The sequence below is a fragment of the Pseudonocardia sp. Ae717_Ps2 genome (assembly GCF_001932475.1).
Classification (GTDB): Bacteria; Actinomycetota; Actinomycetes; order Mycobacteriales; family Pseudonocardiaceae; genus Pseudonocardia.
This window is the reverse complement of the sequence record NZ_MCIS01000001.1, coordinates 1043728-1065927: the sequence shown is the minus strand read 5'-3', so window position 1 is coordinate 1065927 and position 22200 is coordinate 1043728. Positions and strand designations below refer to the sequence as shown.

20 protein-coding genes are annotated in these 22200 nt (G+C 74.0%); 13 read left to right on the top strand and 7 right to left on the bottom strand.

Annotated elements, in window-relative coordinates; genetic code table 11:
- Positions 1 to 960 carry an asparaginase gene (locus Ae717Ps2_RS05170; RefSeq protein ID WP_075307780.1) on the top strand — a complete coding sequence of 320 codons (960 nt, stop codon included), beginning with the start codon at positions 1 to 3 and terminating at the stop codon, positions 958 to 960.
- A 56-nt stretch (positions 961 to 1016) separates the two neighbouring features.
- Here the strand turns inward: Ae717Ps2_RS05170 and Ae717Ps2_RS05165 are convergent, their stop codons facing one another.
- On the bottom strand, positions 1017 to 1994 hold the full coding sequence (locus tag Ae717Ps2_RS05165; RefSeq protein ID WP_075307782.1) for a YafY family protein: 978 nt from the start codon (positions 1992 to 1994) through the stop codon (positions 1017 to 1019).
- A gap of 105 nt (positions 1995 to 2099) precedes the next feature.
- On the opposite strand from Ae717Ps2_RS05165, the gene Ae717Ps2_RS05160 reads away from it, so the two are divergent.
- Positions 2100 to 2429 carry a putative quinol monooxygenase gene (locus tag Ae717Ps2_RS05160; protein WP_020623433.1) on the top strand — a complete coding sequence of 110 codons (330 nt, stop codon included), beginning with the start codon at positions 2100 to 2102 and terminating at the stop codon, positions 2427 to 2429.
- 22 nt (positions 2430 to 2451) lie between these two features.
- Here Ae717Ps2_RS05160 and Ae717Ps2_RS05155 read toward each other — a convergent pair whose 3' ends face one another.
- Together Ae717Ps2_RS05155 and Ae717Ps2_RS05150 are read right to left on the bottom strand one after the other, a co-directional pair.
- The gene (locus tag Ae717Ps2_RS05155) at positions 2452 to 3456 is read right to left on the bottom strand and encodes a TerC family protein (protein ID WP_075307784.1); all 1005 of its coding nucleotides are present in this window, start codon (positions 3454 to 3456) and stop codon (positions 2452 to 2454) included.
- A 110-nt stretch (positions 3457 to 3566) separates the two neighbouring features.
- The gene (locus Ae717Ps2_RS05150) at positions 3567 to 4466 is read right to left on the bottom strand and encodes a hypothetical protein (protein ID WP_075307787.1); all 900 of its coding nucleotides are present in this window, start codon (positions 4464 to 4466) and stop codon (positions 3567 to 3569) included.
- Between the two features lie 119 nt (positions 4467 to 4585).
- Here Ae717Ps2_RS05150 and Ae717Ps2_RS05145 point away from each other — a divergent pair, with 119 nt between their 5' ends.
- Both Ae717Ps2_RS05145 and Ae717Ps2_RS35020 read left to right on the top strand, forming a co-directional pair.
- Positions 4586 to 6058 (top strand): glycosyltransferase, encoded by a 1473-nt coding sequence (locus Ae717Ps2_RS05145; protein ID WP_075307789.1) that lies wholly within the window; start codon positions 4586 to 4588, stop codon positions 6056 to 6058.
- Positions 6059 to 6691: 633 nt separating this feature from the next.
- Positions 6692 to 7093, top strand: coding sequence for a MarR family winged helix-turn-helix transcriptional regulator (locus Ae717Ps2_RS35020; RefSeq protein WP_075307791.1), 402 nt, complete (start codon positions 6692 to 6694; stop codon positions 7091 to 7093).
- A 48-nt stretch (positions 7094 to 7141) separates the two neighbouring features.
- On the opposite strand, the gene glpK (Ae717Ps2_RS05135) is transcribed toward Ae717Ps2_RS35020, so the two are convergent.
- On the bottom strand, positions 7142 to 8659 hold the full coding sequence (gene glpK, locus Ae717Ps2_RS05135; protein ID WP_083695670.1) for a glycerol kinase GlpK: 1518 nt from the start codon (positions 8657 to 8659) through the stop codon (positions 7142 to 7144).
- Positions 8656 to 9414: an IclR family transcriptional regulator gene (locus Ae717Ps2_RS05130; protein ID WP_060710959.1), complete on the bottom strand. Its 759-nt coding sequence runs from the start codon at positions 9412 to 9414 to the stop codon at positions 8656 to 8658. The genes glpK (Ae717Ps2_RS05135) and Ae717Ps2_RS05130 overlap by 4 nt, the downstream gene beginning before the upstream one ends.
- A 176-nt stretch (positions 9415 to 9590) precedes the next feature.
- Here Ae717Ps2_RS05130 and Ae717Ps2_RS05125 point away from each other — a divergent pair, with 176 nt between their 5' ends.
- The 8 genes from Ae717Ps2_RS05125 (at position 9591) to Ae717Ps2_RS05090 (ending at position 18308) form a co-directional block, all read left to right on the top strand.
- Entirely contained in the window at positions 9591 to 10469 is an 879-nt protein-coding gene (locus tag Ae717Ps2_RS05125) for an MIP/aquaporin family protein (RefSeq protein ID WP_083695668.1), read from the top strand.
- Positions 10470 to 10524: 55 nt separating this feature from the next.
- Positions 10525 to 12042, top strand: a complete 1518-nt coding sequence (gene glpK / locus Ae717Ps2_RS05120; RefSeq protein ID WP_075307793.1) for a glycerol kinase GlpK — start codon at positions 10525 to 10527, stop codon at positions 12040 to 12042.
- A 129-nt stretch (positions 12043 to 12171) separates the two neighbouring features.
- Positions 12172 to 13884, top strand: coding sequence for a glycerol-3-phosphate dehydrogenase/oxidase (locus Ae717Ps2_RS05115; protein ID WP_075307795.1), 1713 nt, complete (start codon positions 12172 to 12174; stop codon positions 13882 to 13884).
- Positions 13885 to 13900: 16 nt separating this feature from the next.
- On the top strand, positions 13901 to 14203 hold the full coding sequence (locus Ae717Ps2_RS05110) for a hypothetical protein (protein WP_020624847.1): 303 nt from the start codon (positions 13901 to 13903) through the stop codon (positions 14201 to 14203).
- Positions 14204 to 14312: 109 nt separating this feature from the next.
- On the top strand, positions 14313 to 14906 hold the full coding sequence (locus tag Ae717Ps2_RS05105; RefSeq protein WP_020624846.1) for a DinB family protein: 594 nt from the start codon (positions 14313 to 14315) through the stop codon (positions 14904 to 14906).
- Between the two features lie 93 nt (positions 14907 to 14999).
- Positions 15000 to 16076, top strand: coding sequence for a cytochrome c oxidase assembly protein (locus tag Ae717Ps2_RS05100; protein WP_083695666.1), 1077 nt, complete (start codon positions 15000 to 15002; stop codon positions 16074 to 16076).
- A 44-nt stretch (positions 16077 to 16120) separates the two neighbouring features.
- On the top strand, positions 16121 to 17077 hold the full coding sequence (locus Ae717Ps2_RS05095; protein WP_075312194.1) for a pyridoxal-phosphate dependent enzyme: 957 nt from the start codon (positions 16121 to 16123) through the stop codon (positions 17075 to 17077).
- 67 nt (positions 17078 to 17144) lie between these two features.
- On the top strand, positions 17145 to 18308 hold the full coding sequence (locus Ae717Ps2_RS05090; RefSeq protein ID WP_075333087.1) for an NAD(P)/FAD-dependent oxidoreductase: 1164 nt from the start codon (positions 17145 to 17147) through the stop codon (positions 18306 to 18308).
- Here the strand turns inward: Ae717Ps2_RS05090 and Ae717Ps2_RS05085 are convergent.
- The gene (locus Ae717Ps2_RS05085; RefSeq protein WP_075333086.1) at positions 18285 to 18818 is read right to left on the bottom strand and encodes a DUF2127 domain-containing protein; all 534 of its coding nucleotides are present in this window, start codon (positions 18816 to 18818) and stop codon (positions 18285 to 18287) included. The two genes, Ae717Ps2_RS05090 and Ae717Ps2_RS05085, sit on opposite strands and share 24 nt — an antisense overlap.
- 121 nt (positions 18819 to 18939) lie before the next feature.
- Here Ae717Ps2_RS05085 and Ae717Ps2_RS05080 point away from each other — a divergent pair, with 121 nt between their 5' ends.
- Positions 18940 to 20652 (top strand): MFS transporter, encoded by a 1713-nt coding sequence (locus tag Ae717Ps2_RS05080; protein WP_075307801.1) that lies wholly within the window; start codon positions 18940 to 18942, stop codon positions 20650 to 20652.
- Positions 20653 to 20673: 21 nt separating this feature from the next.
- Here the strand turns inward: Ae717Ps2_RS05080 and gndA are convergent, their stop codons facing one another.
- Entirely contained in the window at positions 20674 to 22110 is a 1437-nt protein-coding gene (gene gndA / locus Ae717Ps2_RS05075; RefSeq protein WP_083702269.1) for an NADP-dependent phosphogluconate dehydrogenase, read from the bottom strand.
- Positions 22111 to 22200: the final 90 nt, after the last annotated feature.

Sequence of the window (22200 nt, the reverse complement as noted above, 5' to 3'; positions counted from 1 at the left end):
ATGGTCGTCCCGCCCGGGGTCGCCGCCGCCGTCCCGCTGGCCGTCGTCGAGCGGCAGGGCACCGTCGAGTCGGTGCACCTGGGCACCGTGGCGGTGCACCACCCCGACGGCACCGTGACCGGCCACGGCGACCCGGACGTGGTGTTCCTGCCGCGCTCGGCGCTCAAGCCAGTGCAGGCGGTCGCGATGCTGCGGGCCGGGCTGGACCTCGACGGAGAGCTGCTCGCGCTGGCCTGCGCCTCGCACTCCGGCGAGCCCGACCACGTCGACGGTGTGCGGCGCATCCTCGCCGGCGCCGGACTCGACGAGACCGACCTGGACAACACCCCGGACCTGCCGCTGGGGACGGCGGCCGCCGCGGACGCCCGCGCGGCGGGGACGTCGCCGTCGCCGGTGCTGCAGAACTGCTCGGGCAAGCACGCCGGGATGCTCGCCGCCTGTGTGGCCGCGGGCTGGCCGACGGCCGGCTACCGCGATCCCGCGCACCCGCTGCAGCGGCTGGTCCGGGACACCGTCGCCGAGCTGACCGGGGTGCCGGTCGGGGTCACCACCGTCGACGGCTGCGGCGCGCCGCTGTTCGGCAGCACCCCGGCCGGGCTGGCCCGGGCCTTCGCGACGCTCGCGACGGCCGCCCCGGACACCGTCGAGGGGCGGGTCGGGGCCGCGGTCCGCGCGCACCCGTGGTGGGTCGGCGGCACGGACCGGCCGGTGACCCGGCTCGCCGGCGCGGTGCCGGGCCTGGTCGCCAAGGACGGCGCCGAGGGCGTGCTGGCCGCGGCGCTGCCCGACGGGCGGGCGTTCGCCGTCACCGTGCTGGACGGGTCGCCGCGGCCGCTGCCGGTCGTCGCCCGCGCGGTGCTGGAGTCCCTCGGCGCCGGGTCGGCCGCGCTCACCGGGGCGACCCGGACCGACGTGCTCGGCCACGGCACGCCCGTGGGCGCGGTCCGCGCGCTGCTCTGAGCCGCCCGCCCCGCTCCGGGGACACCCCGGCCCCCCGCTCCTGCGCGGGCACCGGGTCAGCCCGCGCCGCCCGTACGCGCGTGGTCCGCGGCCCGGCCGAGGCGGGCGGCGACCGCGTCGAGGTGCTCGACCAGCTCGACCGGTTCGACCACCTCGAAGTCGACGCCGAAGAAGCACAGCCACACCGCCAGCGACTCCAGCGTCCAGGCCCCGGCCGCGAGCTCGCAGCGGTCCCCGCCCAGGTCGGTCACGATCCCCGACGCCGGGGTGACGTGCTCGGCGATCCGCTCCGCCGGGGCGTGGAACACGATTCGCGCCCGGTGCGGGTAGGCGCCGGAGGAGATGCCGCGCTGGGCGAACGCGGCGATCCCGCCCTCCGGTTCCGGGCGCGGGGTGAAGCGCGGCCCGGCCGGCAGCTTCGGGCGCATCCGGTCCACCCGGAAGGTGCGGCGGTCGTCGCGGCCGGTGTCCCAGGCGACGAGGTACCAGCGGCGCCCGGTGTGCACGAGCCCTTCCGGCTCGGCGACGCGACGGGTCTCGGTCCCGTCCCCCGCGACGTAGTCGAACCGGAGGACCTCGTGGTCGCGGCAGGCGGCGGCCAGCGCGGACAGCACGTCCGCGTCGACGGTCGGGCCGCGCGCGGCGAGTGTCGAGGTCGCGGTGCCCAGCGCGGCGACGCGCCGGCGCAGCCGGTTCGGCAGGACCTGCTCCAGCTTGGCCAGGGCCCGGACCGAGGTCTCCTCGATGCCCGAGACCGACCCGCCCGCGGCGGTCCGCAGCCCGACCGCGACGGCGACGGCCTCGTCGTCGTCGAGCAGCAGGGGTGGCAGCGCGGCCCCGGCGCCGAGCCGGTAGCCGCCGGTCACCCCGGGTGTGGAGTGCACCGGGTAGCCGAGGGTGCGGAGCTTGTCGACGTCGCGGCGGACGGTGCGCACGTCGACCTCCAGGCGCTCGGCCAGGGCGGGCCCCGTCCAGTCGCGCGGCACCTGCAGCAGCCCGAGCAGGCGCAGCAGCCGCGCCGATGTCCCCATCACGACGACCAGTGTGCCCCCGATCGCGGTCGGTTCCTGTCCTGGATGCGGGTCGGCGAGCCCGCCCCGACCCCGGGGTGCCCGGACCGGCCGTCTACGGTCGCCGCCGTGGACACGAGCGAGCGGGTCGGCCGGTACGTGCGGATGGTGGCCCTGGAGGGACAGGGGACCGAGCTGGCGGGCGCGCTGTTGCGGGTCGCCGACGACATGGCCGCCCAGCCCGGCTGCCTCGCCTACGTCGTGAACGCCACCCCCGACGAGCCCGACGTCGTCTGGGTCACCGAGATGTGGTCCGACGCCGCGTCGTCGGAGGCGGCGCTGAGCCGCGACATCGGCGAGAGCGGGCTCGGCGACGTGCTGGCGCTGCTCACCGCGCCGCCGGACTACATCGAGGTCACCCCGCTCGGCGGGCCCGGCCTGGCCGGCCTGCCCGGCTGAGCGCCGGGCCGGCCGGACCGGCTCAGTCGTGCTGCTCGGGGCGCTCCTTGCGGGCCCGCAGCGACCCGGCGTGCGCGGTCGCCGTCGGGTCGCCCTTGGTCTTGATCAGGCTGGCGACGGTGACGATCGCGAGGATCCCCAGGATCACGACGAGGCTGACCATGGTCGGGATCTCGGGCACGGCCGGTGAGATGTCGACGTGCAGCCAGTGCAGGATCAGCTTCACGCCGATGAACGCGAGGATGACCGCGAGCCCGGCCGACAGATAGACCAGCCGGTCCAGCAGGCCCTTGACCAGGAAGAACAACGCCCGCAGACCGAGCAGCGCGAAGGCGTTGGCGGTGAAGACGATGAACGCCTCCTGCGTCACCCCGAACACCGCGGGGATCGAGTCCAGCGCGAACAGCAGGTCGATGCCGCCGATCGAGACCAGCACGATGAACATCGGGGTCGCGACCCGGCGGCCGTTGTCCCGGGTGAACAGCTTCCCGCCGTGGTACTCCTCGGTGACCGGGAAGAGCTTGCGCGCGCCCTTCACGACCATGTTGTCCTCGATGTCGGGGTCCTCGTCCTTGTGCCGGTAGAGCTGCACCGCGGTCCACAGGAGCAGCAGACCGAAGACCAGGAACATGAACGAGAACAGGTTGAGCAGCGTCGCCCCGACCGCGATGAAGATCGCACGCATGATCAGGGCGAGCACGATGCCGAAGGTCAGCACCTTGTGCTGGTGCTCCTCCGGGACCGCGAACGTCGTCATGATCACGACGAAGACGAACAGGTTGTCGACCGACAGGCTCTTCTCGACGATGTAGCCGGTGAAGTACTGGGTGCCGAAGTCCCAGCCGTGCATCGTCGCGAACACCAGCCCGAACACGATCGCGATCGCGATGTAGAACACCGACCACGCGGTGGCCTCGGTGAATCCCACCCGGTGCGGCCGCAGCCAGCCCAGGACGAGGTCCAACGCGAGCAGCGCGACGATCACGCCGATCGTGACGGCCCATTCGAGGCCGCTGATCTCGAGCACCGGAGGTCCTCCTGCAGGTCACCGCGCCGGCCACGGTGGCCGGTCGCGGAGCGCACCATATCGGGCAGCCAGGACACCGCGCCCGTCGTGAGGCCGGGCGCGGACGACGATCAGCCCTTCGGACGCGCCGCGAAGACCCCCTCGGCGGGGAACGCGCCGTTCGCCAGAGCAGTCCGGACGAACGCCCCGCCGAGCTCACCGAGCCGCGCGGCCCCGTCGGCGCCGAGTGCCGTCCACGGCGCGGCGCCGAGGTGGTGGGTGTCGTTCTCGATCCGCTTGCGCAGCGCCGTGCCCTCCTCGGTCAGGACCGGTTCGACGGCGTCGTCCCCGGCCGTGTCGGCCGGCTGCAGCAGGCCGCGGTCGGCGAGTCCGGCGACGGCGGCGTTCCACTCGGCGGCCGACCAGCCGCGGCTGCCGCGGGCGAAGGCCACGGTGAACCCGGTGCCCGTCGCGGTCGCGGTGACCAGGGCCTCCAGCCCGGACAGCCCGGCCTCGACCAGCAGCGCGATGTGCCCGTCGCCGCGGTGCTCGCGCAGGATCGACAACGCGTGCCAGAGGACCAGGTGCGGCGCGGTCGGCCAGGGCACGTCGAGGTGCCCGGCGGCGAGCGGACGCCCGTCGGGGGTGACGGCCTCGGCCGCGGTCCGGGCCAGCCCGGCGGCCTCGGCCATCTCCGGCGAGGCGACGGTGTCGTCGCCCAGGGTGCGGCGCAGCGAGGCGTCGGCGACGGCGAACCGGACGTCGAGCAGATCCGAGGGGGACGCCAGCTCCCAGGCCCGCGGGACCGACTTCGCGACCAGCCTCGGGGAGAAGTTGTAGAACGTCGCGGTGACCACCGACGGTCCGACCGCGCCCATGGGCGCGGCGCGCGGGGCGAAGTAGCTCATCCGGCCCGGTTCCAGCCCCGCGGCGGTGTAGGCCGGCTCGGCCTCGACGGCGAAGTAGACCTGGGAGTGCAGTGGCTCCAGCCCTCGGGCGAGACGCCCGGCGGCGACGGCGGTGTCGTTCATGACCGCGACGCTAGTCGGGAGGATCGGAGGATGCCGAGCAGTGCCGGCTCACCCACACGGACACACTCTGCGTGACATGATCATCACGCAAAGTGTCTCCCGGCTAGCGTGGCCGGGCCATGCCCCCGCCCCTCGACGACCGGCCCGCGGACCCGCCGCTCCCCGCGTCCGGCCCCGCCGCACCGGCTGCTCCGCCGGCCCCGCCGGTCCCGCCGGTCCCGTCCGACGGCGGCCGGCGCCCGGCGCACCGGCCGGCGCCCGTGGCCCGCCGACGGCTGCGCGACCTGCTCCGCACCCCGGTCCAGATCCTCGCGACGACCGCGGCCGGGGTCGGTCTCCCGCTGCTGGTACTGGACGCGGCCTGGCGGCTCGGGACCGACCTGACCAGGCCGGCGTACCTGGTCGTCGTCGCGGCACTGGTCATGACGGCGACGACGGTGTGGCTGGAGGGCCTGCGCGCACTGCGCCCGTACCGTCCCCCGGCAGCACCCGCCGCGCCGTGGCCGCCCGCGGTGCTGGTCGTCCCGGCGTACCTGCCGAACGAGGCCGGGACCATCCTCGACACCGTCTCGCACGCCCTGGCCCAGGACTATCCCGGTCCGCTGACCGTCGTCGTCGCCTACAACACCCCCGGGCCGCAGCCGGTGGAGGCGCAGCTGCGGACCCTCGCCGCGGCCGACCCGCGGCTGGTCGTCGTCGAGGTGGCGGACTCCACCACGAAGGCACAGAACGTCAACGCGGCGCTGCGGGCCGCCGACGGCGAGGTCACCGGCATCCTCGACGCCGACCACCACCCGGCACCCGACGCGCTGCGCCGGGCCTGGCGGGCGCTGTCGCACGGTGCCGACGTCGTGCAGGGGCACTGCAGCGTCCGCAACGGCACGGCGTCCTGGGTCGCCCGGACGGTCTCGGTGGAGTTCACCTGCATCTACGGCGTGAGCCACCCCGGGCGGGCCGGGCTGTTCGGGTTCGGCCTGTTCTGCGGCTCCAACGGGTACTGGCGGACCGAGGCGTTGCGCGCGACCCGGATGCAGGCACAGATGCTGACCGAGGACATCGACGCATCGGTCCGCGCGCTGCTGGCCGGGCGGCGCTGCGTCGTCGACCCGGGCCTGCTCTCGCGCGAGCTCGCCCCGCTGACCGTGCGCGCCTGGTGGCACCAGCGGCTGCGCTGGGCACAGGGCTGGTTCCAGGTCTCGCGCCGGCACCTGCGCACCGCGCTGCGCACCCGCGGGCTGCCCGCGCGCGCCCGGCTCGGACTGCTGTTCCTGCTCGGCTGGCGGGAGCTGTGCCCGTGGGTGACCCTGGCGATGGTGCCGGTGCTGGCGTTCGGCCTGCACCACCACGGCCCCGGCGATGTCGTGCCGCTGCTGCTCGCGACGACGGTCTACACCCTCGCCGTCGGCCCGGGCCAGACGCTGCTCGCCTGGCGGGCGGCGCCGCCGGAGCTGCGCCGGCCCGGCTGGTTCCTGGGGTACCTGCTGCTCTCCCCGCTCTACGTCGAGCTGCGCAACGTCGTCGCCCGGGTCGCGCAGCTGCGCGAGCTCACGGGCGACCGGACCTGGGTCATCACCCCGCGGCAGGGGCGCTGAGGGCACGTCACGCCGTCCGGGCCTACACCTAGGCGTTCACCCGCCGAGCGGCGCCACGATCGCGAACCGCTCACGCGGAATCCGCCGCGGCGGTCCGACCGGGCTGCTACCGCTTCGCCCGTGCAGCGCGACACGGACCATTCCACCGCCACGAACCATTCCACCGGCACGGACCACTCCACGGCAGGCGACGGACCCGGCCGGGATCTGAGGGACACCCCTGTTCCGCGAACTCGCTTACCGGGTAAGCGAATTCCGAGAACCGGGTCCCCGGGGCCGTCGCACGGCGGGGCACCGCCGGATCCGGGCGCCACACTCGGCCACGGCGGCCACGGCGGCCACGGCGATCACAGCGGCCAGGGCGATCACGGCGGTCACGGGGCCGGGTCCGAACGGCCAGGCGCGGAGCCCCCGCCGACCCCGCCTCCCGGTGAGGAGGCCGACCGAATTCGCTTACCCGGTAAGCGAGTTCGGCGGGAGACCCCTCCGGGGAGCCCCGGCCCCACCACCGGGCCGGAGGAGGACCGGCGGACGCGAGCCGAGACCGCGGAGGCGCTCGGACCGCTCCTCGCCCGAGCGGAGCTGCTCGGCTTCTACCGGATCCGCTCCGTCGCCGAGCGCTTCGGGCTGACGGTGCACGAGTACACGGTGCTCGCCGAGCTGCTGCTCGCCCGCCGTGCCATGACCGGCGCCGAGGTCGCGGAGACCGTGGGACTCGCCACCGGGGGGACAACCCGGCTGCTCGCGCGGCTGGAGGAGCGCGACCTGATCGAGCGCGAGCCGGACCCCGACGACGGTCGCCGGCTGCTCGTCCTGGTGACCACCCGGGCCCACGAGATCCTCTGGGGCGACGTCACCGACACCGGTGCCCGGCGGATGGTGACCGGCGTCCCGGCGGAGTGGGTCGACTGGTTCCGGCCGGTGGCCGGGCGGATCCTCGACGTCGCCGTGCGCCGGACCCAGGAGATGCGCGACCGTGAGCACCGGGACCAGGTCCGACGACGGCGGCATCAGCAGCGGGCCGCGGAGCACTGAGGCGCGCGGCACGGGGGACACGGCACCGGGGGTGCGGCCCGTCGCGGCTCAGTCCGACCGCGCCCACCCCGTGCTCCGCTGCACCGCGCGGCGCCAGTTGTCGTGCTCGCGGCGGCGCAGGCCGGGGTCCATCGTCGGCTCCCAGGCGGCCGCCCGATGCCAGTTGCGGCGCAGCACCTCCGGGTCCGGCCAGTAGCCGACGGCCAGGCCGGCGGCGTAGGCCGCGCCGAGCGACACAGCCTCCGAGCCCAGGGGACGTTCCACCGTGAGGTCCAGGACGTCGGCGACGCACTGCATGAGCAGGTGGTTTGCGGTCATGCCGCCGTCGACCTTCAGGCGGGTGACGGGCAGGCCGGAGTCGGCGTTCATCGCGTCGAGCACCTCGCGGGTCTGCCACGCGGTCGCCTCCAGCACCGCGCGGGCGAGGTGTCCGCGGTGGATGTAGGAGGTCAGGCCGACGATCACGCCACGGGCGTCGGGGTACCAGTGCGGGGCGTAGAGACCGGAGAAGGCGGGGACGACGTAGCAGCCGCCGTTGTCCGGGACGGTCAGTGCGAGCGTCTCGATCCGGGCCGCCGTGGAGATCATGCCCAGCGCGTCGCGGAACCACTGCACCAGCGAGCCGGTCATCGCGATGGAGCCCTCGAGCGCGTAGACCGGGTGGCCACCGAACAGGTACCCGACGGTCGGGATCAGCCCCGCCTCCGAACCCGGGATCCGCGAGCCGGTGTTCTTCAGCAGGAACGCGCCCGTCCCGTAGGTGCACTTCGCCTCGCCGGGCGCGAAGCAGGTCTGGCCCACCAGCGCCGCCTGCTGGTCGCCGAGCGCACCGGCCACCGGCACCCCGTCCAGCAGGCCCGCGCACCGGCCGTAGACGCGGGCGTTCGGGACGATGGTCGGCAGCATGCCCCGCGGCACCCGCAGCGCCGAGCACAGCGCGTCGGACCACTCCAGCGTGCGCAGGTCCATCAGCATCGTGCGGCTGGCGTTGGTGACGTCGGTGACGTGCACGCCGCCGTCGGGGCCGCCGGTGAGGTTCCAGATCAGCCAGGACTCCATCGTCCCGAACAGGACCTCACCGCGTTCCGCGCCCTCGCGCGCGCCCGGCACATGGTCGAGCAGCCACTGCAGCCGCGGTCCGGCGAAGTACGTCGCCGGGCCGAGCCCGCTGATCCGGGCCCAGCGGGCGGCGTCGGTGTCGGCGGCGAGCCCGGCGACGATGTCGGTGGTCCGGGTGTCCTGCCAGGTGATCGCCCGCGCCAGCGGGACCCCGGTGCGCCGGTTCCAGATCACCGTCGTCTCGCGCTGGTTGGCGATACCGAGCGCGACGACGTTCTCCGGGCCCAGCCCGGCCCGGCGCAGCGCCGCGGGCACCACCCGGGTCACCGCCCGCCAGATCTCCGACGCGTCGTGCTCGGCGCGGCCCGGGCTCGGGAAGTGCTGCCGGTGCTCGCGCTGGGCGACCGCGACCATCCGGCCCGAGCGGGTGAACAGCAGGCAGCGCGTCGACGTCGTCCCCTGGTCGATCGCGGCCACCACCCGCTCCCCCGCCGACAGGCCGCTCACGTCAGCCCCTCCAGCCCGTCGGCGATCTCGGCGGCCGCGGCGACCAGCTCGACGACGACCTCCGGCCGGGCGCGGCCGTCGGCGGCGAACAGCTCCTCGACCGGGGCGCCGACCCCCAGCGCCGCGACGGTCAGCCCGCCCCCGCTGCGCACCGGCACCGCGAGCCCGCCGACGCCCGGCTCCCAGCCGCCGGCGTCGGCCGCCCAGCCGCGCCGCCGCGTCGCGGTCATCTCGCGGGCCAGCGCCGCCGGGTCGGTCACGGTCGCCCGGGTCCAGGCCGCCAGCGGCTCGACCGCCCGCACCGATGCCGGCGCGAACGCCAGCAAGCACCGCCCCCACGCCGTCGCGTGCAACGGCTGGGTGGTGTTGGTCCGCAACCGCTGCGGCGTGTCGTCGGGCCGGAACACGTGGTGCACCACGTCGACCCCGGCGCCGTCGGCGGACGGCACGCCCAGGTAGACCGCGCAGCCGGTGCCAGCCGCCAGCGCGTCGGCCCAGTTCATCGCCCGCGCGCGCAGGTCGTGCCGGTCCCACGGGGTGCCCAGCCGCCCCAGCCCCTCGCCCAGCAGGTAGCGGCCCGACGACTCCTGCGCCACCAGGCCCTCCTCCCGCAGGGTGCGGAGCAGCCCGTGCGCCGTCGGGCGCGGCAGGTCCAGCGCCGCCGCCAGCTCGGCCAGCGCCAGCGGACGCCCCGCGCCGCCGAGCAGCCGCAGCAGCGCCGCCGCCCGCTCCACCGACTGGATCGCCCGTGCCACGCAGCGATCGTAGGCCGTCCGGGGGCCCGGCGGACTCGATCATGGGCCGATCGACCCGCAACGTTCGGCATCGTCGAACGGATCGCGTTGCCCGCCGGCGCGCACGCTCCTAGCGTCGCGCAGCACATGGCGGGGCCGCCCGGTCCCGCGAGGGGGACTCACCAGGAGGGGGTTCGATGACGAGCTCCGAGACCAGCGCGGGCGATCCCGCACCCGCGGCAACGACCACACGGGAGACCACACGGGCGACCCCGGCGACCGCCGAGAAGGCGCCGTCGCTGCTCGGCGAGCTGAGTGCCGAGTTCGCCGGGACGATGATCCTGATCCTGTTCGGCGTCGGCGTCGTCGCACAGGTCGTGACCACGCCCGACGGCAGCAACGGCGGGCACGACTCGATCGCCTGGGCCTGGGGATTCGGCGTCATGCTCGGCGTCTACGTCGCCGGCCGGATCTCCGGTGCACACCTCAACCCGGCCGTCACGCTGGCCTTCGCCGTGTACGAGGGCTTCCCGTGGCGCAAGGTCGCCCCGTTCGTCCTGGCCCAGACCCTCGGCGCGTTCGTCGCGGCGCTGATCGTCCGGTTCGTCTACGCGGACTTCATCCGCTCGGTCGACCCGAACCTGACCGAGACCCAGGGCATCTTCTCGACCTCGCCGGGCACCCCGACGACGATCACGACGGCGTTCTTCGACCAGGTCGTCGGCACCGCGATCCTGGTGTTCGTGATCTTCGCGCTGGTCCACCCGCGCAACAAGGGCCCGCTGGCCAACATGGCCCCGTTCATGATCGGCATCCTGGTGGTGGGCATCGGCATGGCCTGGGGTGCGAACGCCGGCTACGCCATCAACCCGGCCCGCGACTTCGGGCCGCGGCTGGCCTCCTGGATCACCGGCTACGACACCGCCTGGGTGACGAGCGACGGCACGCCCTACTGGTGGCTGCCGATCGTCGCGCCGGTGATCGGTGCTCTCGTCGGCGGCGGCCTGTTCAAGCTGCTGATCGACCGGTACATCCCCGTCGAGGACGCTCCGCAGGAGGTCGGCGACATGCGCTGAGCGCACCCACCGCTCCCATCCCCGATCCACCCGCTCGAGACACACAGGAGAACTCATGGCCGAGTTCGTCGGCGCCGTCGACCAGGGCACCACCTCCAGCCGTTTCATGATCTTCGATCACGGCGGCAACGAGGTGGGACGCCACCAGCTGGAGCACGAGCAGATCCTGCCGCAGGCCGGCTGGGTCGAGCACGACCCGATCGAGATCATCGAGCGCACCAACACCTGTCTCCAGCAGGCGCTCACCAAGACCGGGCTGACCGCGTCCGACCTGGTCGCGCTGGGCGTCACCAACCAGCGCGAGACCACCGTCGTGTGGAACCGGCGCACCGGGCGCCCGTACTACAACGCGATCGTCTGGCAGGACACCCGCACCGACCGGATCGCGACCGCGCTCGACCGCGACGGCCGCGGCGACGTCATCCGTCGCAAGGCAGGCCTCCCGCCCGCCACCTACTTCTCCGGCGGCAAGATCCAGTGGATCCTGGAGAACGTCGACGGCGTCCGCGAGGCCGCGGAGAACGGCGACGCGGTCTTCGGCAACACCGACACCTGGGTCATCTGGAACCTCACCGGTGGCGCGAACGGCGGACTGCACGTCACCGACGTGACCAACGCCAGCCGGACCATGCTGATGGACCTCGAGACCCTCGACTGGGACGACGAGCTGCTCGGCTTCTTCGGCATCCCGCGGCAGATGCTGCCGGAGATCAAGCCGTCGTCGTCGGCGACCGCGTTCGGCAAGACCCTCGCGAACGGTCCGCTCGGCGGCGAGGTCCCCATCACCGGTGACCTCGGCGACCAGCAGGCGGCGACCGTCGGCCAGGTCTGCTTCGCCCCCGGCGAGGCCAAGAACACCTACGGCACCGGCAACTTCATGCTGCTCAACACCGGCACCGAGCTGGTCCGCTCGGAGTCCGGCCTGCTCACCACGATGTGCTACCAGTTCGAGGGCGAGCGCCCGGTCTACGCGCTGGAGGGATCCATCGCGGTCACCGGCTCGGCCGTGCAGTGGCTGCGCGACCAGCTCGGCATCATCTCCGGGGCCTCGCAGTCGGAGTCGCTGGCCCGCCAGGTCTCCGACAACGGGGGCGTGTACTTCGTGCCCGCGTTCTCCGGCCTGTTCGCGCCGTACTGGCGTTCCGACGCCCGCGGCGCGATCGTCGGCCTGTCCCGGTTCAACACCAACGCGCACCTGGCCCGGGCCACGCTGGAGGCGATCTGCTACCAGTCCCGCGACGTCAGCGACGCCATGACCAAGGACTCCGGGGTGACCCTGGAGACGCTCAAGGTCGACGGCGGCGTCACCCAGAACGAGCTGTGCATGCAGATCCAGGCCGACGTGCTGGGCGTGCCGGTCTCGCGGCCGGTCGTCGCCGAGACCACCGCGCTCGGTGCGGCGTATGCGGCCGGGCTGGCCGTCGGGTTCTGGAAGAACACCGACGAGCTGCGGGAGAACTGGAACGAGGCCCGGCGCTGGGAGCCCACCTGGTCGCAGGAGCAGCGCGACGAGGGCTACGGCCGCTGGAAGAAGGCCGTCGAGCGGACCCTGGACTGGGTCGACGTCGAGTAGGACCCCCGTCCGGTGTCGCCCTCACCACACGTGGGGGCGACACCGGGCACACCCGCGATCGGACGGGTGTTCACCGGGTACTCCCCGGCGGGACACCCGCGAGCAGGAACCACTCAGGAAGGTCTGATCATGAAATCGGTGGCGCTCTCCCCGGAGGCCCGTACCACGGCGCTGCAGGCGATGGGCGACCGCGAGTTGGACGTGCTCGTCGTCGGCGGTGGCGTCGTCGGCACCGGCGCAGCCCTCGACGCGGCCACCCGCGGTCTGACGACCGGACTGGTCGAGGCCCGCGACTTCGCGTCCGGCACGTCGAGCCGTTCCTCCAAGCTCATCCACGGCGGCCTGCGCTACCTGGAGATGCTCGACTTCCGCCTGGTGGCCGAGGCCCTGCAGGAACGGGGCCTGCTGATCCAGACCCTCGCGCCGCACCTCGTGCGTCCGGTGCCGTTCGTCTACCCGCTCAAGCACCACGTGTGGGAGCGCTTCTACGCCGGCGCCGGCGTCGCGCTCTACGACTCGCTCGGGCTGCTGTCGGGTCGGGCCCGCGGCCTGCCGCACCACCGGCACCTGACCCGTCGCGGCGCCCGCAAGGTCGTGCCGTCGCTGCGCAAGGACGCACTGGTCGGGGCCCTGGAGTACTACGACGCCCAGGTCGACGACGCCCGCCACACCATGGAGATCGCCCGCACCGCGGCCGCCTACGGTGCGCACGTGGCGACCCGGGCCCGCGTCGTCGGGCTGCTGAAGGACTCCGGCCGCGTGATCGGCGCGACCGTGCAGGACCTGGAGTCCGGCGACCGGTTCGACGTCCGCGCCAAGGAGGTCATCAACGCCACCGGGGTGTGGACCGACGACACCCAGGGCCTCGCCGGCGAGCGCGGCCAGTTCAAGGTGCGCGCATCCAAGGGCATCCACCTGGTCGTCCCGCGGGACCGGATCCGTGGTGACGCCGGGCTGATCCTGCGCACCGAGAAGTCGGTGCTGTTCGTCATCCCGTGGGGCCGGCACTGGATCATCGGCACCACCGACACCGACTGGGACCTGGACAAGGCGCACCCGGCGGCGAGCGCGGCCGACATCGAGTACCTGCTCGCGCACGTCAACGAGGTGCTGGAGCAGCCGCTGACCCACGAGGACGTCGAGGGCGTCTACGCCGGTCTGCGCCCGCTGCTGCACGGCGAGTCCGAGGCGACCTCGAAGCTGTCCCGCGAGCACGCCGTCGCCACCCCGGTACCCGGGCTGGTCGTCGTGGCCGGGGGCAAGTACACGACCTACCGCGTGATGGCGCGCGACGCGGTCGCTGCCGCCGTGCACTCGCTCGACGCGAAGGTGCCCGCCTCCTGCACCGAGAAGATCCCGCTGCTCGGCGCCGAGGGCTTCACCGCGCTGCGCAACTCCACCCACCAGCTGGCCGCGCGCAGCGGTCTGCACCCGGTGCGGATCGAGCACCTGCTCGGCCGGTACGGCTCGCTGATCGACGAGGTTCTCGACCTCCTCATCGCCGACCCGACCCTCGCCGAGCCGCTCACCGGCGCGGAGGACTACCTGCGCGCCGAGGTCGTCTACGGTGCCTCGCACGAGGGCGCGCGGCACCTGGAGGACATCCTGGCCCGCCGCACCCGGATCTCGATCGAGACGTTCGACCGGGGCGTGGGTGCCGCGGAGGAGACCGCGAAGCTGGTCGCCCCGGTCCTGGGCTGGAACGACGAGCAGATCGCCCGCGAGGTCGACCACTACGTCAAGCGGGTCGAGGCCGAGCGGGAGAGCCAGAAGATGCCCGACGACGCCACCGCCGACGCCGCCCGCCTCGGCGCGCCGGACGTGGTCCCGGTCGTCGGCTGAGCACCGCCGTCCTCGCGTGAGCGGACCCGAGCGGACCCCGGACGGGCGCTACGTCGTCGTCCGGGGCCGCCGGTGGCGCGCGACCGACCCGGCGATCCCCGACGACGTCCGGTCCGCGCTGCAGCAGCACCTCGGGAAGGCCCGCGCCGAGATCGGAGCGGGGCGGCGGACGGGCGACGACGACCGCGTCGCCGCCGCCAGGACGCGGGTGTCCGCCGCCAAGCACGGACTCGGCGAGCGCGGCACCCCCTGGTGGGACCTCGACGACGACGCCCGCCGCGAACGCTGGGAGACCGCGCTGCGCGACCTGGCGGACTGATCGCCACGGACGGCCCCTCGTCGAGGACCGGACCTGTCCGCGATCGGTCCTATCGTCGTTCCCGTCGGACCGGGATCGCCCGGTCCGCGGACCGGAGAGGCGGCCCCGGATGAACGCCACCGACGAGAAGCAGGCCCTGACCGGCGAACGTGCCGAGCTGATCAGCACCCTGGAGCGCCACCGCGGCTTCCTGCTGCAGACCGCCGACGGCCTGACCGAGCAGCAGGCGCGCACCCGCAGCACGGTCAGCGCGCTGACGATCGCCTCGCTGCTCAAGCACGTCGCGGACACCGAGGAGCAGTGGTTCCGCTTCGCCGTCGAGGGCGCCGCCGCGTTCGGCGAGGTCGACGTCTACAACGACTCCGTCGACTGGGACGCCGTCGACGCCGAGGCCGACGCCAACGGCGGCGACTGGTCCGCCTCCGGCGAACAGTGGGTGGACACCCGGTTCGTCCTGGCCGACCACGAGACCCTGGAGCACCTGCGGGCCCGGGTCGAGCAGGTCGCCGCACGCACCGAGGAGGTCCTGCGCACCGCGGACCTGGACAGCGCACACGCCCTGCCGGTCGCCCCCTGGTTCGAGCCGAACACCTCCTGGTCGGTGCGCCGGGTCGCGATCCACGTGCTCGCCGAGATCAGCCAGCACGCGGGCCACGCCGACATCATCCGCGAGGCGATCGACGGCGCCCGGACGATGGGCTGAGCCCCGGGCACGACGGCCCGTGGGCACCGGCGCGGCGGCGGCCGGGACGACCCGGGCGAACGTCGCCGAACGGATCCCGGGCGGGTTCGACGCATGCGTGCCGACCCGCCCACCGTCCCTTCCGCCGGCAGCCGGGTCGGCGCAGGATGGCGCCGTGACCCGCTCCCCCGCGATCCCACGGTGACGGCCGCGGCGCTGCTGCCGCCGCTGACGGCGCTCCGGCTGTTCACGACGTGGCGGTTCGCGCCCCTGCTGCTCGGGACGACCGCCGCGGCGGCGGTGGGCTACGGGGTCGCCGCCCGGTCCCGCCCGGGGTGGTCCCGGAGCCGTGCCGTCGCGTTCGGCGCCGGGCTGGTCGTCACCGTGCTGGCCGGGTCGTCGTTCGTCGGGGTGTACGACGACACGCTGTTCTGGGTGCGCGCCGTGCAGAACCTGCTGCTGCTCATGGTGGTACCGATGCTGCTCGCGCTCGGCGCGCCGCTGACGCTGCTGGCGGCGAGCGTGCCCCGGGATCGGCGGCCGGCCTGGCGCCGGGTGCTGCGCTCCCGGGCCGCGCGGCTGCTGACCGGCCCGTTCGCGGCGACCGTACTGCTCGTCGCGCCCCTGATGGTCCTGTATCTCACCCCGCTCTACGTCGCGACCCTGCGCGACGGCGTCGTGTCCGGTGCCGTCGGAGCGGGTCTCGTGGTGTGCGGGTTCGTCTACTTCTGGACCCGGCTGCGGATCGACCCGACGCCCGCGTCGACGCCGTACCCGGTGACCCTGGTGCTCACGATCGCCGAGATGGTCGGCGACGCCGTGCTCGGGATCGTGCTGTGGCTGGGCCCGACCCTCGCGGCGGCGTACTACCTGGGGCTGCACCGCGGCTGGGGGCCGGACCCGCACATCGACCAGGTGCTCGGCGCCGGGGTGCTGTGGATCGGCGGCGACGTGGTCGGGCTGCCGTTCCTCGGGGTCGTGCTGTGGCTGTTCTCCCGGGAGGACGCACGCCGGGCCCGCGCGACCGACGCCGAGCTCGACGCGGCCGAGGCCCGCGCCGCCGAGCTCGGCGCCGCACGGACCCGCGCCGCCGAGGCCACCGGGTCCGACCCCGCCGCGGAGCCCGCCCCGTCCCGGCTGTGGTGGCAGGACGACCCGCAGCTCGCCGACCGCTTCCGCCCCCGCACCTGACCGGGCCGAGGGGCCGGGGTTACGTTGCGGCGGTGGCGGACCAGGTGAGCATCGCAGACATCGAGACGGCGGCGGAGCGGATCGCCGGGGGCGTGGTGCGCACCCCGACCGTCCCTTCCCCCGGGCTGTCCGCGGCCCTCGGCGCCCCGGTGCTGCTCAAGCTGGAGCACCTGCAGCGGGCCGGGTCGTTCAAGCCGCGCGGGGTGCTGGCCAAGCTCGCGTCGCTGACCGGCGACGAACGCGCCGCCGGGATCGTCGCCGTCTCCGGCGGGAACCACGGGCTCGCCGTCGCCGAGGTCGCGGGTGCGGCCGGGGTCGACGCCGTCGTCGTGATGCCGGAGAACGCGCCGGCCCGCTCGGTGACCGCGGCCCGCGCGGCCGGGGCCGACGTGCGGCTCACCCCGGACATCGCGGCCGCGTTCGCGCTGGCCGGGGAGCTGCAGCGGGCCGGACGGACGCTGGTGCACCCGTTCGACGACCCGGTGATCGTCGCCGCTCAGGGCACCGTGGGGCTGGAGCTGGCCCACGACGCGGTCGCCCTGGGGCAGCCGCCGACCGACGTGCTCGTCTCCGTCGGCGGTGGGGCGCTGGTCTCCGGGATCGCGGTCGCGGTCCGCGCGTTGCTGCCCCGCGCCCGGGTCTGGGGGGTGGAGACCGTCGGCGCGGAGTCGATGTCGACGGCGCTGGCCGCCGGCGGCCCGACCCCGGTGACGATCACCTCCGCGATCACCACGCTCTCGGCGCCGTCGGTGTCGCAGCTGACCTACGACCACGCCCGCGCGCTGGTGCACGAGGTCCTCGTCGTCGACGACGCCGAGGCCGTCCGTGGCACCCTCGCCCTCGCCGAGCACGCCGGGATCTGGGCCGAGCCGGCCGCGGGCTGTCTGGTCCCGGCCGCCCGCCGGATCGTCGAACGGCACCCGGACGCCCGGCTCGCCCTGGTGGTCTGCGGCGCCAACGCCGACGTCGCCGACGTGGTCCGCGCCGCCGCGCAGCCGTGACGACCGGTGGTGGAGGCCAGCATCCGCGAGGCGGGCGTGACACTCCACCACCGGCGATCACCGCGGGATGACCGCGTGCGTCCGGGGCGTTGACGCGGGCGTGGAGCGGACCGGGGTCGTGGTGATCGGCGCGGGCCAGGCGGGCCTGTCGACGGCGGCCGGGCTGCGGCGCGGCGGGCTGGAACCGGGCCCCGGGTTCGTCGTGCTCGACGGCGAGGACGGCCCCGGCGGCGCGTGGCGGCACCGCTGGCCGACGCTGCGGATGCGCACGGTGAACGGCGTCCACGACGTCGCCGGGATCCGCTCCGGCTTCGACGACCCCGGCGCCGACCCCGACCTGCCCGCGCGGGACGCCGTGCCGGCCTACTTCGCGCGCATCGAACGCGAGCTCGACCTGCGGGTCGTGCGCCCGGTGCACGTCCACCGGGTGTCCGACACCGGCGGGCCGCCGGCCATCAGCACCGGCGGGCCGCCGACCAACGACACCGCCGGGCCGCTGACCGTCGAGACCGACCGTGGCACCTGGGTCACCGACCACCTGGTCAACGCCACCGGCACCTGGACCCGCCCGTTCGTCCCCGCCTACCCGGGCCTGGCGACGTTCCGCGGCACGAGCCTGCACGCCCGCACCTACCCGGGCCCGGAGACGATGACCGGGAAGCGGGTCGTCGTGGTCGGCGGCGGGATCACCGCGGTGCAGCTGCTGCTGGAGATCGCCCCGTACGCGGCCGCGACGACCTGGGTCACCCGCCGGGAGCCCGAGTGGATCGACACGCCGTTCGGGCCCGAGCAGGGTCGCGCCGCGGTCGCCCGGGTCGAGGAGCGGGTCCGGGCCGGGCTGCCCCCGCGCAGTGTCGTCGGGGTTACCGGGCTGCCGCGCACGCCGGAGGTGCGGGCCGGGATCGCGAGCGGTGTACTGGTCCGCAGGCCGATGTTCGCCCGGGTCGTGCCGGACGGCGTGGAGTGGCCCGACGGCGCTCGCGAGCCCGCGGACGTGCTGGTGTGGGCGACCGGCTGGCGACCCGCGCTGGGTCACCTCGCGCCGCTGCGGCTGCGCGGGCCGGGCGGCGGGATCGTCATGGGCGAGCCGCTCGACACCGGCGTCGTCGCCGACCCCCGGCTGCACCTGGTCGGCTACGGCCCCTCGGCGAGCACGATCGGCGCGGACCGGGCGGGTCGCGCGGCGGCCCGCGACGTCCTGGCGCGGCTACCCGTCGCGACCGGCGCCTGACCCGTCGGCCTCCCGGCCGAGCAGCCGGTACTCCCGGACGACCATCACGATGATCGCGATGTCGAGCGCGGCGAGGAACGGCAGCACGATGGAGTGCGTGTGCCAGGCGTGGACCAGCTCGTAGACGACGAACACCGCCAGGATCGCCACCGCGGGCGGGTAGGCGGGGCGCCAGCGGGTCAGCAGCGCCGCGACCAGGCCGAGCTTGAGCACCCCGTGCAACCCGAGGTAGACGACGACGAAGGTGCGGTCCCCACCGGCGAAGCGGTCGACGCCCTCGGTCAGGTGCCGGGCCAGGGTGCCGTCGGGCGGGCCGATCAGGTCGCGGGCGAGGATCTGCGCGACGACCCGGTGCAGCCAGTCACCCGATACCAGCACCAGCGCGACGGCGCCCAGCAGCTCCGCGGCCCCGTCGATGCCCTTCACGACCAGGGCGACGCGGAACAGCTGCTCGGTACGGCGGGCCGCGGGCGTCGTGGCCGTCGGACCGTCGGACCGGACGTTAGCCATGCGGGGACTGTAGACCCCGCCCGACCTGGGAGTTCCTTTACCCGAGGGAGGATCGGGACGGACCGGACGAGCCGGGCGAGACCGTAGCGCGAACCCGCGCCGGAGAGTACTTTGATTAGCGATGCTCAACAACACGGGGCCGGTCGACCGGTACAAGTGGGTGGCGCTGTCGAACACCACGATGGGCGTGCTGATCGTGACGATCAACATGTCGATCCTGCTGATCGCACTGCCGGACATCTTCCGCGGCATCGGGATCGATCCGCTGGCGCCGGACAACATCGACTACCTGCTGTGGCTGATCATGGGGTATCTGGTCGTCACGGCGGTGCTGGTGGTCAGCTTCGGCCGGCTCGGCGACATGTACGGCCGTACCCGCATGTACAACCTGGGCTTCGCCGTCTTCACGGTGTTCTCGGTGCTGCTGGCCGCCACCTGGCTCCACGGCGACGCCGGCGCGGTCTGGCTGATCACGATGCGGGTGCTGCAGGGCGTCGGCGGTGCGCTGCTGCTCGCCAACTCGACCGCGATCCTCACCGACGCCTTCCCGGTCCACCAGCGCGGGCTCGCGCTCGGGATCAACTCGGTCGCGGCCATCGCCGGCTCGTTCCTCGGGCTCGTCGTCGGCGGGGTGCTCGCCCCGGTGAACTGGCACCTGGTGTTCCTGGTGTCGGTGCCGGTCGGGGTGTTCGGCACGGTCTGGGCCTACGCCCGGCTCCGTGACACCGGCGCCCGTCGCGCGGCGCGGATCGACTGGTGGGGCAACCTGACGTTCGCGGTCGGGCTCGTCGCCGTCCTGATGGGCATCACCTACGGCATCCAGCCCTACGGCGGCGACGTCATGGGCTGGACCAGCCCGCTCGTCCTCGGCCTGATCGGCGGCGGGATCGCGGTGCTGGCGCTGTTCGCCTGGATCGAGCGTCGCGTGGCCGAGCCGATGTTCCACGTCTCGCTGTTCTCGATCCGCGCGTTCACCGCGGGCAACGTCGCGAGTCTGCTGGCCGCGCTCGGCCGCGGTGGGCTGCAGTTCATCCTGATCATCTGGCTCCAGGGCATCTGGCTGCCCGAGCACGGCTTCCCGTTCGAGACGACGCCGCTGTGGGCGGGCATCTACATGGTCCCGCTGACGATCGGGTTCCTCGTCGCCGGACCGGTGTCGGGCGTCCTGTCCGACCGCTACGGCGCCCGTGCCTTCGCCACCGTCGGGATGGTGGGCGCGGCAGCGACGTTCCTCGCGCTGCTGGCGCTGCCGGTGGACTTCGACTACCGCGCGTTCGCGGTGCTGCTGGCGCTCAACGGCCTGGCGATGGGCCTGTTCAGCTCCCCGAACCGGGCGGCGATCATGAACTCGCTGCCGGCACACCAGCGCGGCGCCGGGGCCGGGATGACCTCGACGTTCCAGAACGCGGCGACGGTGCTGTCTATCGGGGTGTTCTTCTCCCTGCTGATCGCGGGCCTGTCGACGACGCTGCCCGCGTCCCTGCACGACGGGCTCATGGCCCAGGGCGTGCCGGAGCTCGCGGCGGACCGGGTCGCGGCGCTGCCGCCGGTCGGGATCCTGTTCGCGGCGTTGCTGGGCTACAACCCGATCGCGACGCTGCTCGGTCCGCAGGTCCTCGGGGCGCTGACGCCCACGCAGTCGGCGTACCTGACCGGACGGCAGTTCTTCCCGCAGCTGATCTCCGGCCCGTTCGCCGACGGGCTGACCCTCGCCCTCGGGTTCGCCGCCGTCGCCTGCCTGGTCGCCGCGGTGGCGAGCGCGCTGCGCGGCGGGAAGTACCACCACGTCGACGACGAGGCCGACGTGGCGGTCCCGGTCCCCGCCCGGAGCTGAGCCCGGGCGGGGACCGCGGGGTCAGCCCGTGGCAACCTCGCTGCCGTCCTGGCTCCAGCGGGTGTGGAACGTGCTGTCGGCGTCGGTGCGCGCGTAGGTGTGGGCACCGAAGTAGTCGCGCAGCCCCTGGATCAGGTTGGCCGGACCGCGCTCGCGCCGGTAGCCGTCGTAGTAGGACAGGCTGGAGGAGAACGCGGGGATCGCCACGCCCTGCTCGGTCGCGGTCACCACGACCCGCCGCCACGCGTCCTGCGCGTTCGCCACGGCCTCGGTGAAGTACGGGACCATCAGCAGGTTGTCCAGGTCCGGGTGCGACTCGTAGGCCTCGGTGATCCGGTTCAGGAACTGGGCCCGGATGATGCAGCCGCCGCGCCAGATCCGGGCCATCGCACCGAGGTCGAGGTCCCAGTCGTTGGCCCGGGAGGCGGCACGCATCTGCGCGAAGCCCTGGGCGTAGGCGACGACCTTGGACGCGTAGAGCGCCTGGCGGATGTCCTCGACGAGCTCCTCGCGGTTCGCGCCCGAGCCCGGGGTCGGGCCGCCGAGCGTGGTCGACGCCTCCTTGCGCTCGTCGCGCAGGTTGGACAGCGTCCGCGCGAACACCGCCTCGGTGATGCCGGTCAGCGGCACGCCGAGGTCGAGGGCGTCGATGGCCGTCCAGCGACCGGTGCCCTTCTGCTCGGCCTGGTCGACGATGACGTCGACGAGCGGCTTCCCGGTCTTCTCGTCGGTCTTGGCGAGCACGATGCCGGTGATCTCGATCAGGAACGACTCGAGATCACCGGTGTTCCACTCCTCGAAGATCTTCCCGATCTCCGGCGCGGACAGCCCGGCGACGTGCGTGAGCAGGTCGTAGGCCTCGGCGATGAGCTGGATGTCGGCGTACTCGATGCCGTTGTGCACCATCTTGACGTAGTGCCCGGCGCCGCCGGGGCCGACGTGGGTGCAGCACGGGGTGCCGTCGACGTTCGCGGCGATCGCGGTGAGGATCTCCTCGACCTCGGAGTAGGCCTCCTGCGGGCCGCCGGGCATGATGCTCGGCCCGTTGAGGGCGCCCTCCTCGCCGCCGGACACACCGATGCCCATGAAGCGCAGCCCGCGCTCGGCGCAGTACGCGGCGCGGCGGTCGGTGTCGGGGAAGTGCGAGTTGCCGGCGTCGATGATGATGTCGCCCTGGTCGAGCAGCGGGGCGAGCTCGTCGATGACGGCGTCGACCGGCTTGCCGGCCTTCACCATGACGACGATCTTGCGGGGGGTCTCCAGCGCGTCGACGAACTCCTTCAGCGACTCGGCACCGGTGAAGGCGCCCTCGTCGCCGTAGTCCTTCATGAACTCGGTCATCTTCGAGGTGGTGCGGTTGTGCACCGCCACCGGGAAGCCGCGGCGGGCCATGTTGCGGGCGAGGTTGGCTCCCATCACCGCCAGCCCGGTGACCCCGATCCGGCTCTTCTCCGCCATCAGTGCTTCCTCCGTGTCGTTGCGACGCCGCTGTACCCGACCCATCCTGGCCCGCGACCCCCGGCCGCGCAGCGAGGGACGGCTGTCCCC

Coding starts and splice junctions, on each gene's coding strand:
- Ae717Ps2_RS05170 (WP_075307780.1), top strand. CDS start 1: ATGGTCGTCCCGCCCGGGGTCGCCGCCGCCGTCCCGCTGGCCGTCGTC.
- Ae717Ps2_RS05150 (WP_075307787.1), bottom strand. CDS start 4,466: ATGAACGACACCGCCGTCGCCGCCGGGCGTCTCGCCCGAGGGCTGGAG.
- Ae717Ps2_RS05145 (WP_075307789.1), top strand. CDS start 4,586: ATGCCCCCGCCCCTCGACGACCGGCCCGCGGACCCGCCGCTCCCCGCG.
- Ae717Ps2_RS05125 (WP_083695668.1), top strand. CDS start 9,591: ATGACGAGCTCCGAGACCAGCGCGGGCGATCCCGCACCCGCGGCAACG.
- glpK (WP_075307793.1), top strand. CDS start 10,525: ATGGCCGAGTTCGTCGGCGCCGTCGACCAGGGCACCACCTCCAGCCGT.
- Ae717Ps2_RS05115 (WP_075307795.1), top strand. CDS start 12,172: ATGAAATCGGTGGCGCTCTCCCCGGAGGCCCGTACCACGGCGCTGCAG.
- Ae717Ps2_RS05105 (WP_020624846.1), top strand. CDS start 14,313: ATGAACGCCACCGACGAGAAGCAGGCCCTGACCGGCGAACGTGCCGAG.
- Ae717Ps2_RS05100 (WP_083695666.1), top strand. CDS start 15,000: ATGCGTGCCGACCCGCCCACCGTCCCTTCCGCCGGCAGCCGGGTCGGC.
- Ae717Ps2_RS05090 (WP_075333087.1), top strand. CDS start 17,145: ATGACCGCGTGCGTCCGGGGCGTTGACGCGGGCGTGGAGCGGACCGGG.
- Ae717Ps2_RS05085 (WP_075333086.1), bottom strand. CDS start 18,818: ATGGCTAACGTCCGGTCCGACGGTCCGACGGCCACGACGCCCGCGGCC.
- Ae717Ps2_RS05080 (WP_075307801.1), top strand. CDS start 18,940: ATGCTCAACAACACGGGGCCGGTCGACCGGTACAAGTGGGTGGCGCTG.
- gndA (WP_083702269.1), bottom strand. CDS start 22,110: ATGGCGGAGAAGAGCCGGATCGGGGTCACCGGGCTGGCGGTGATGGGA.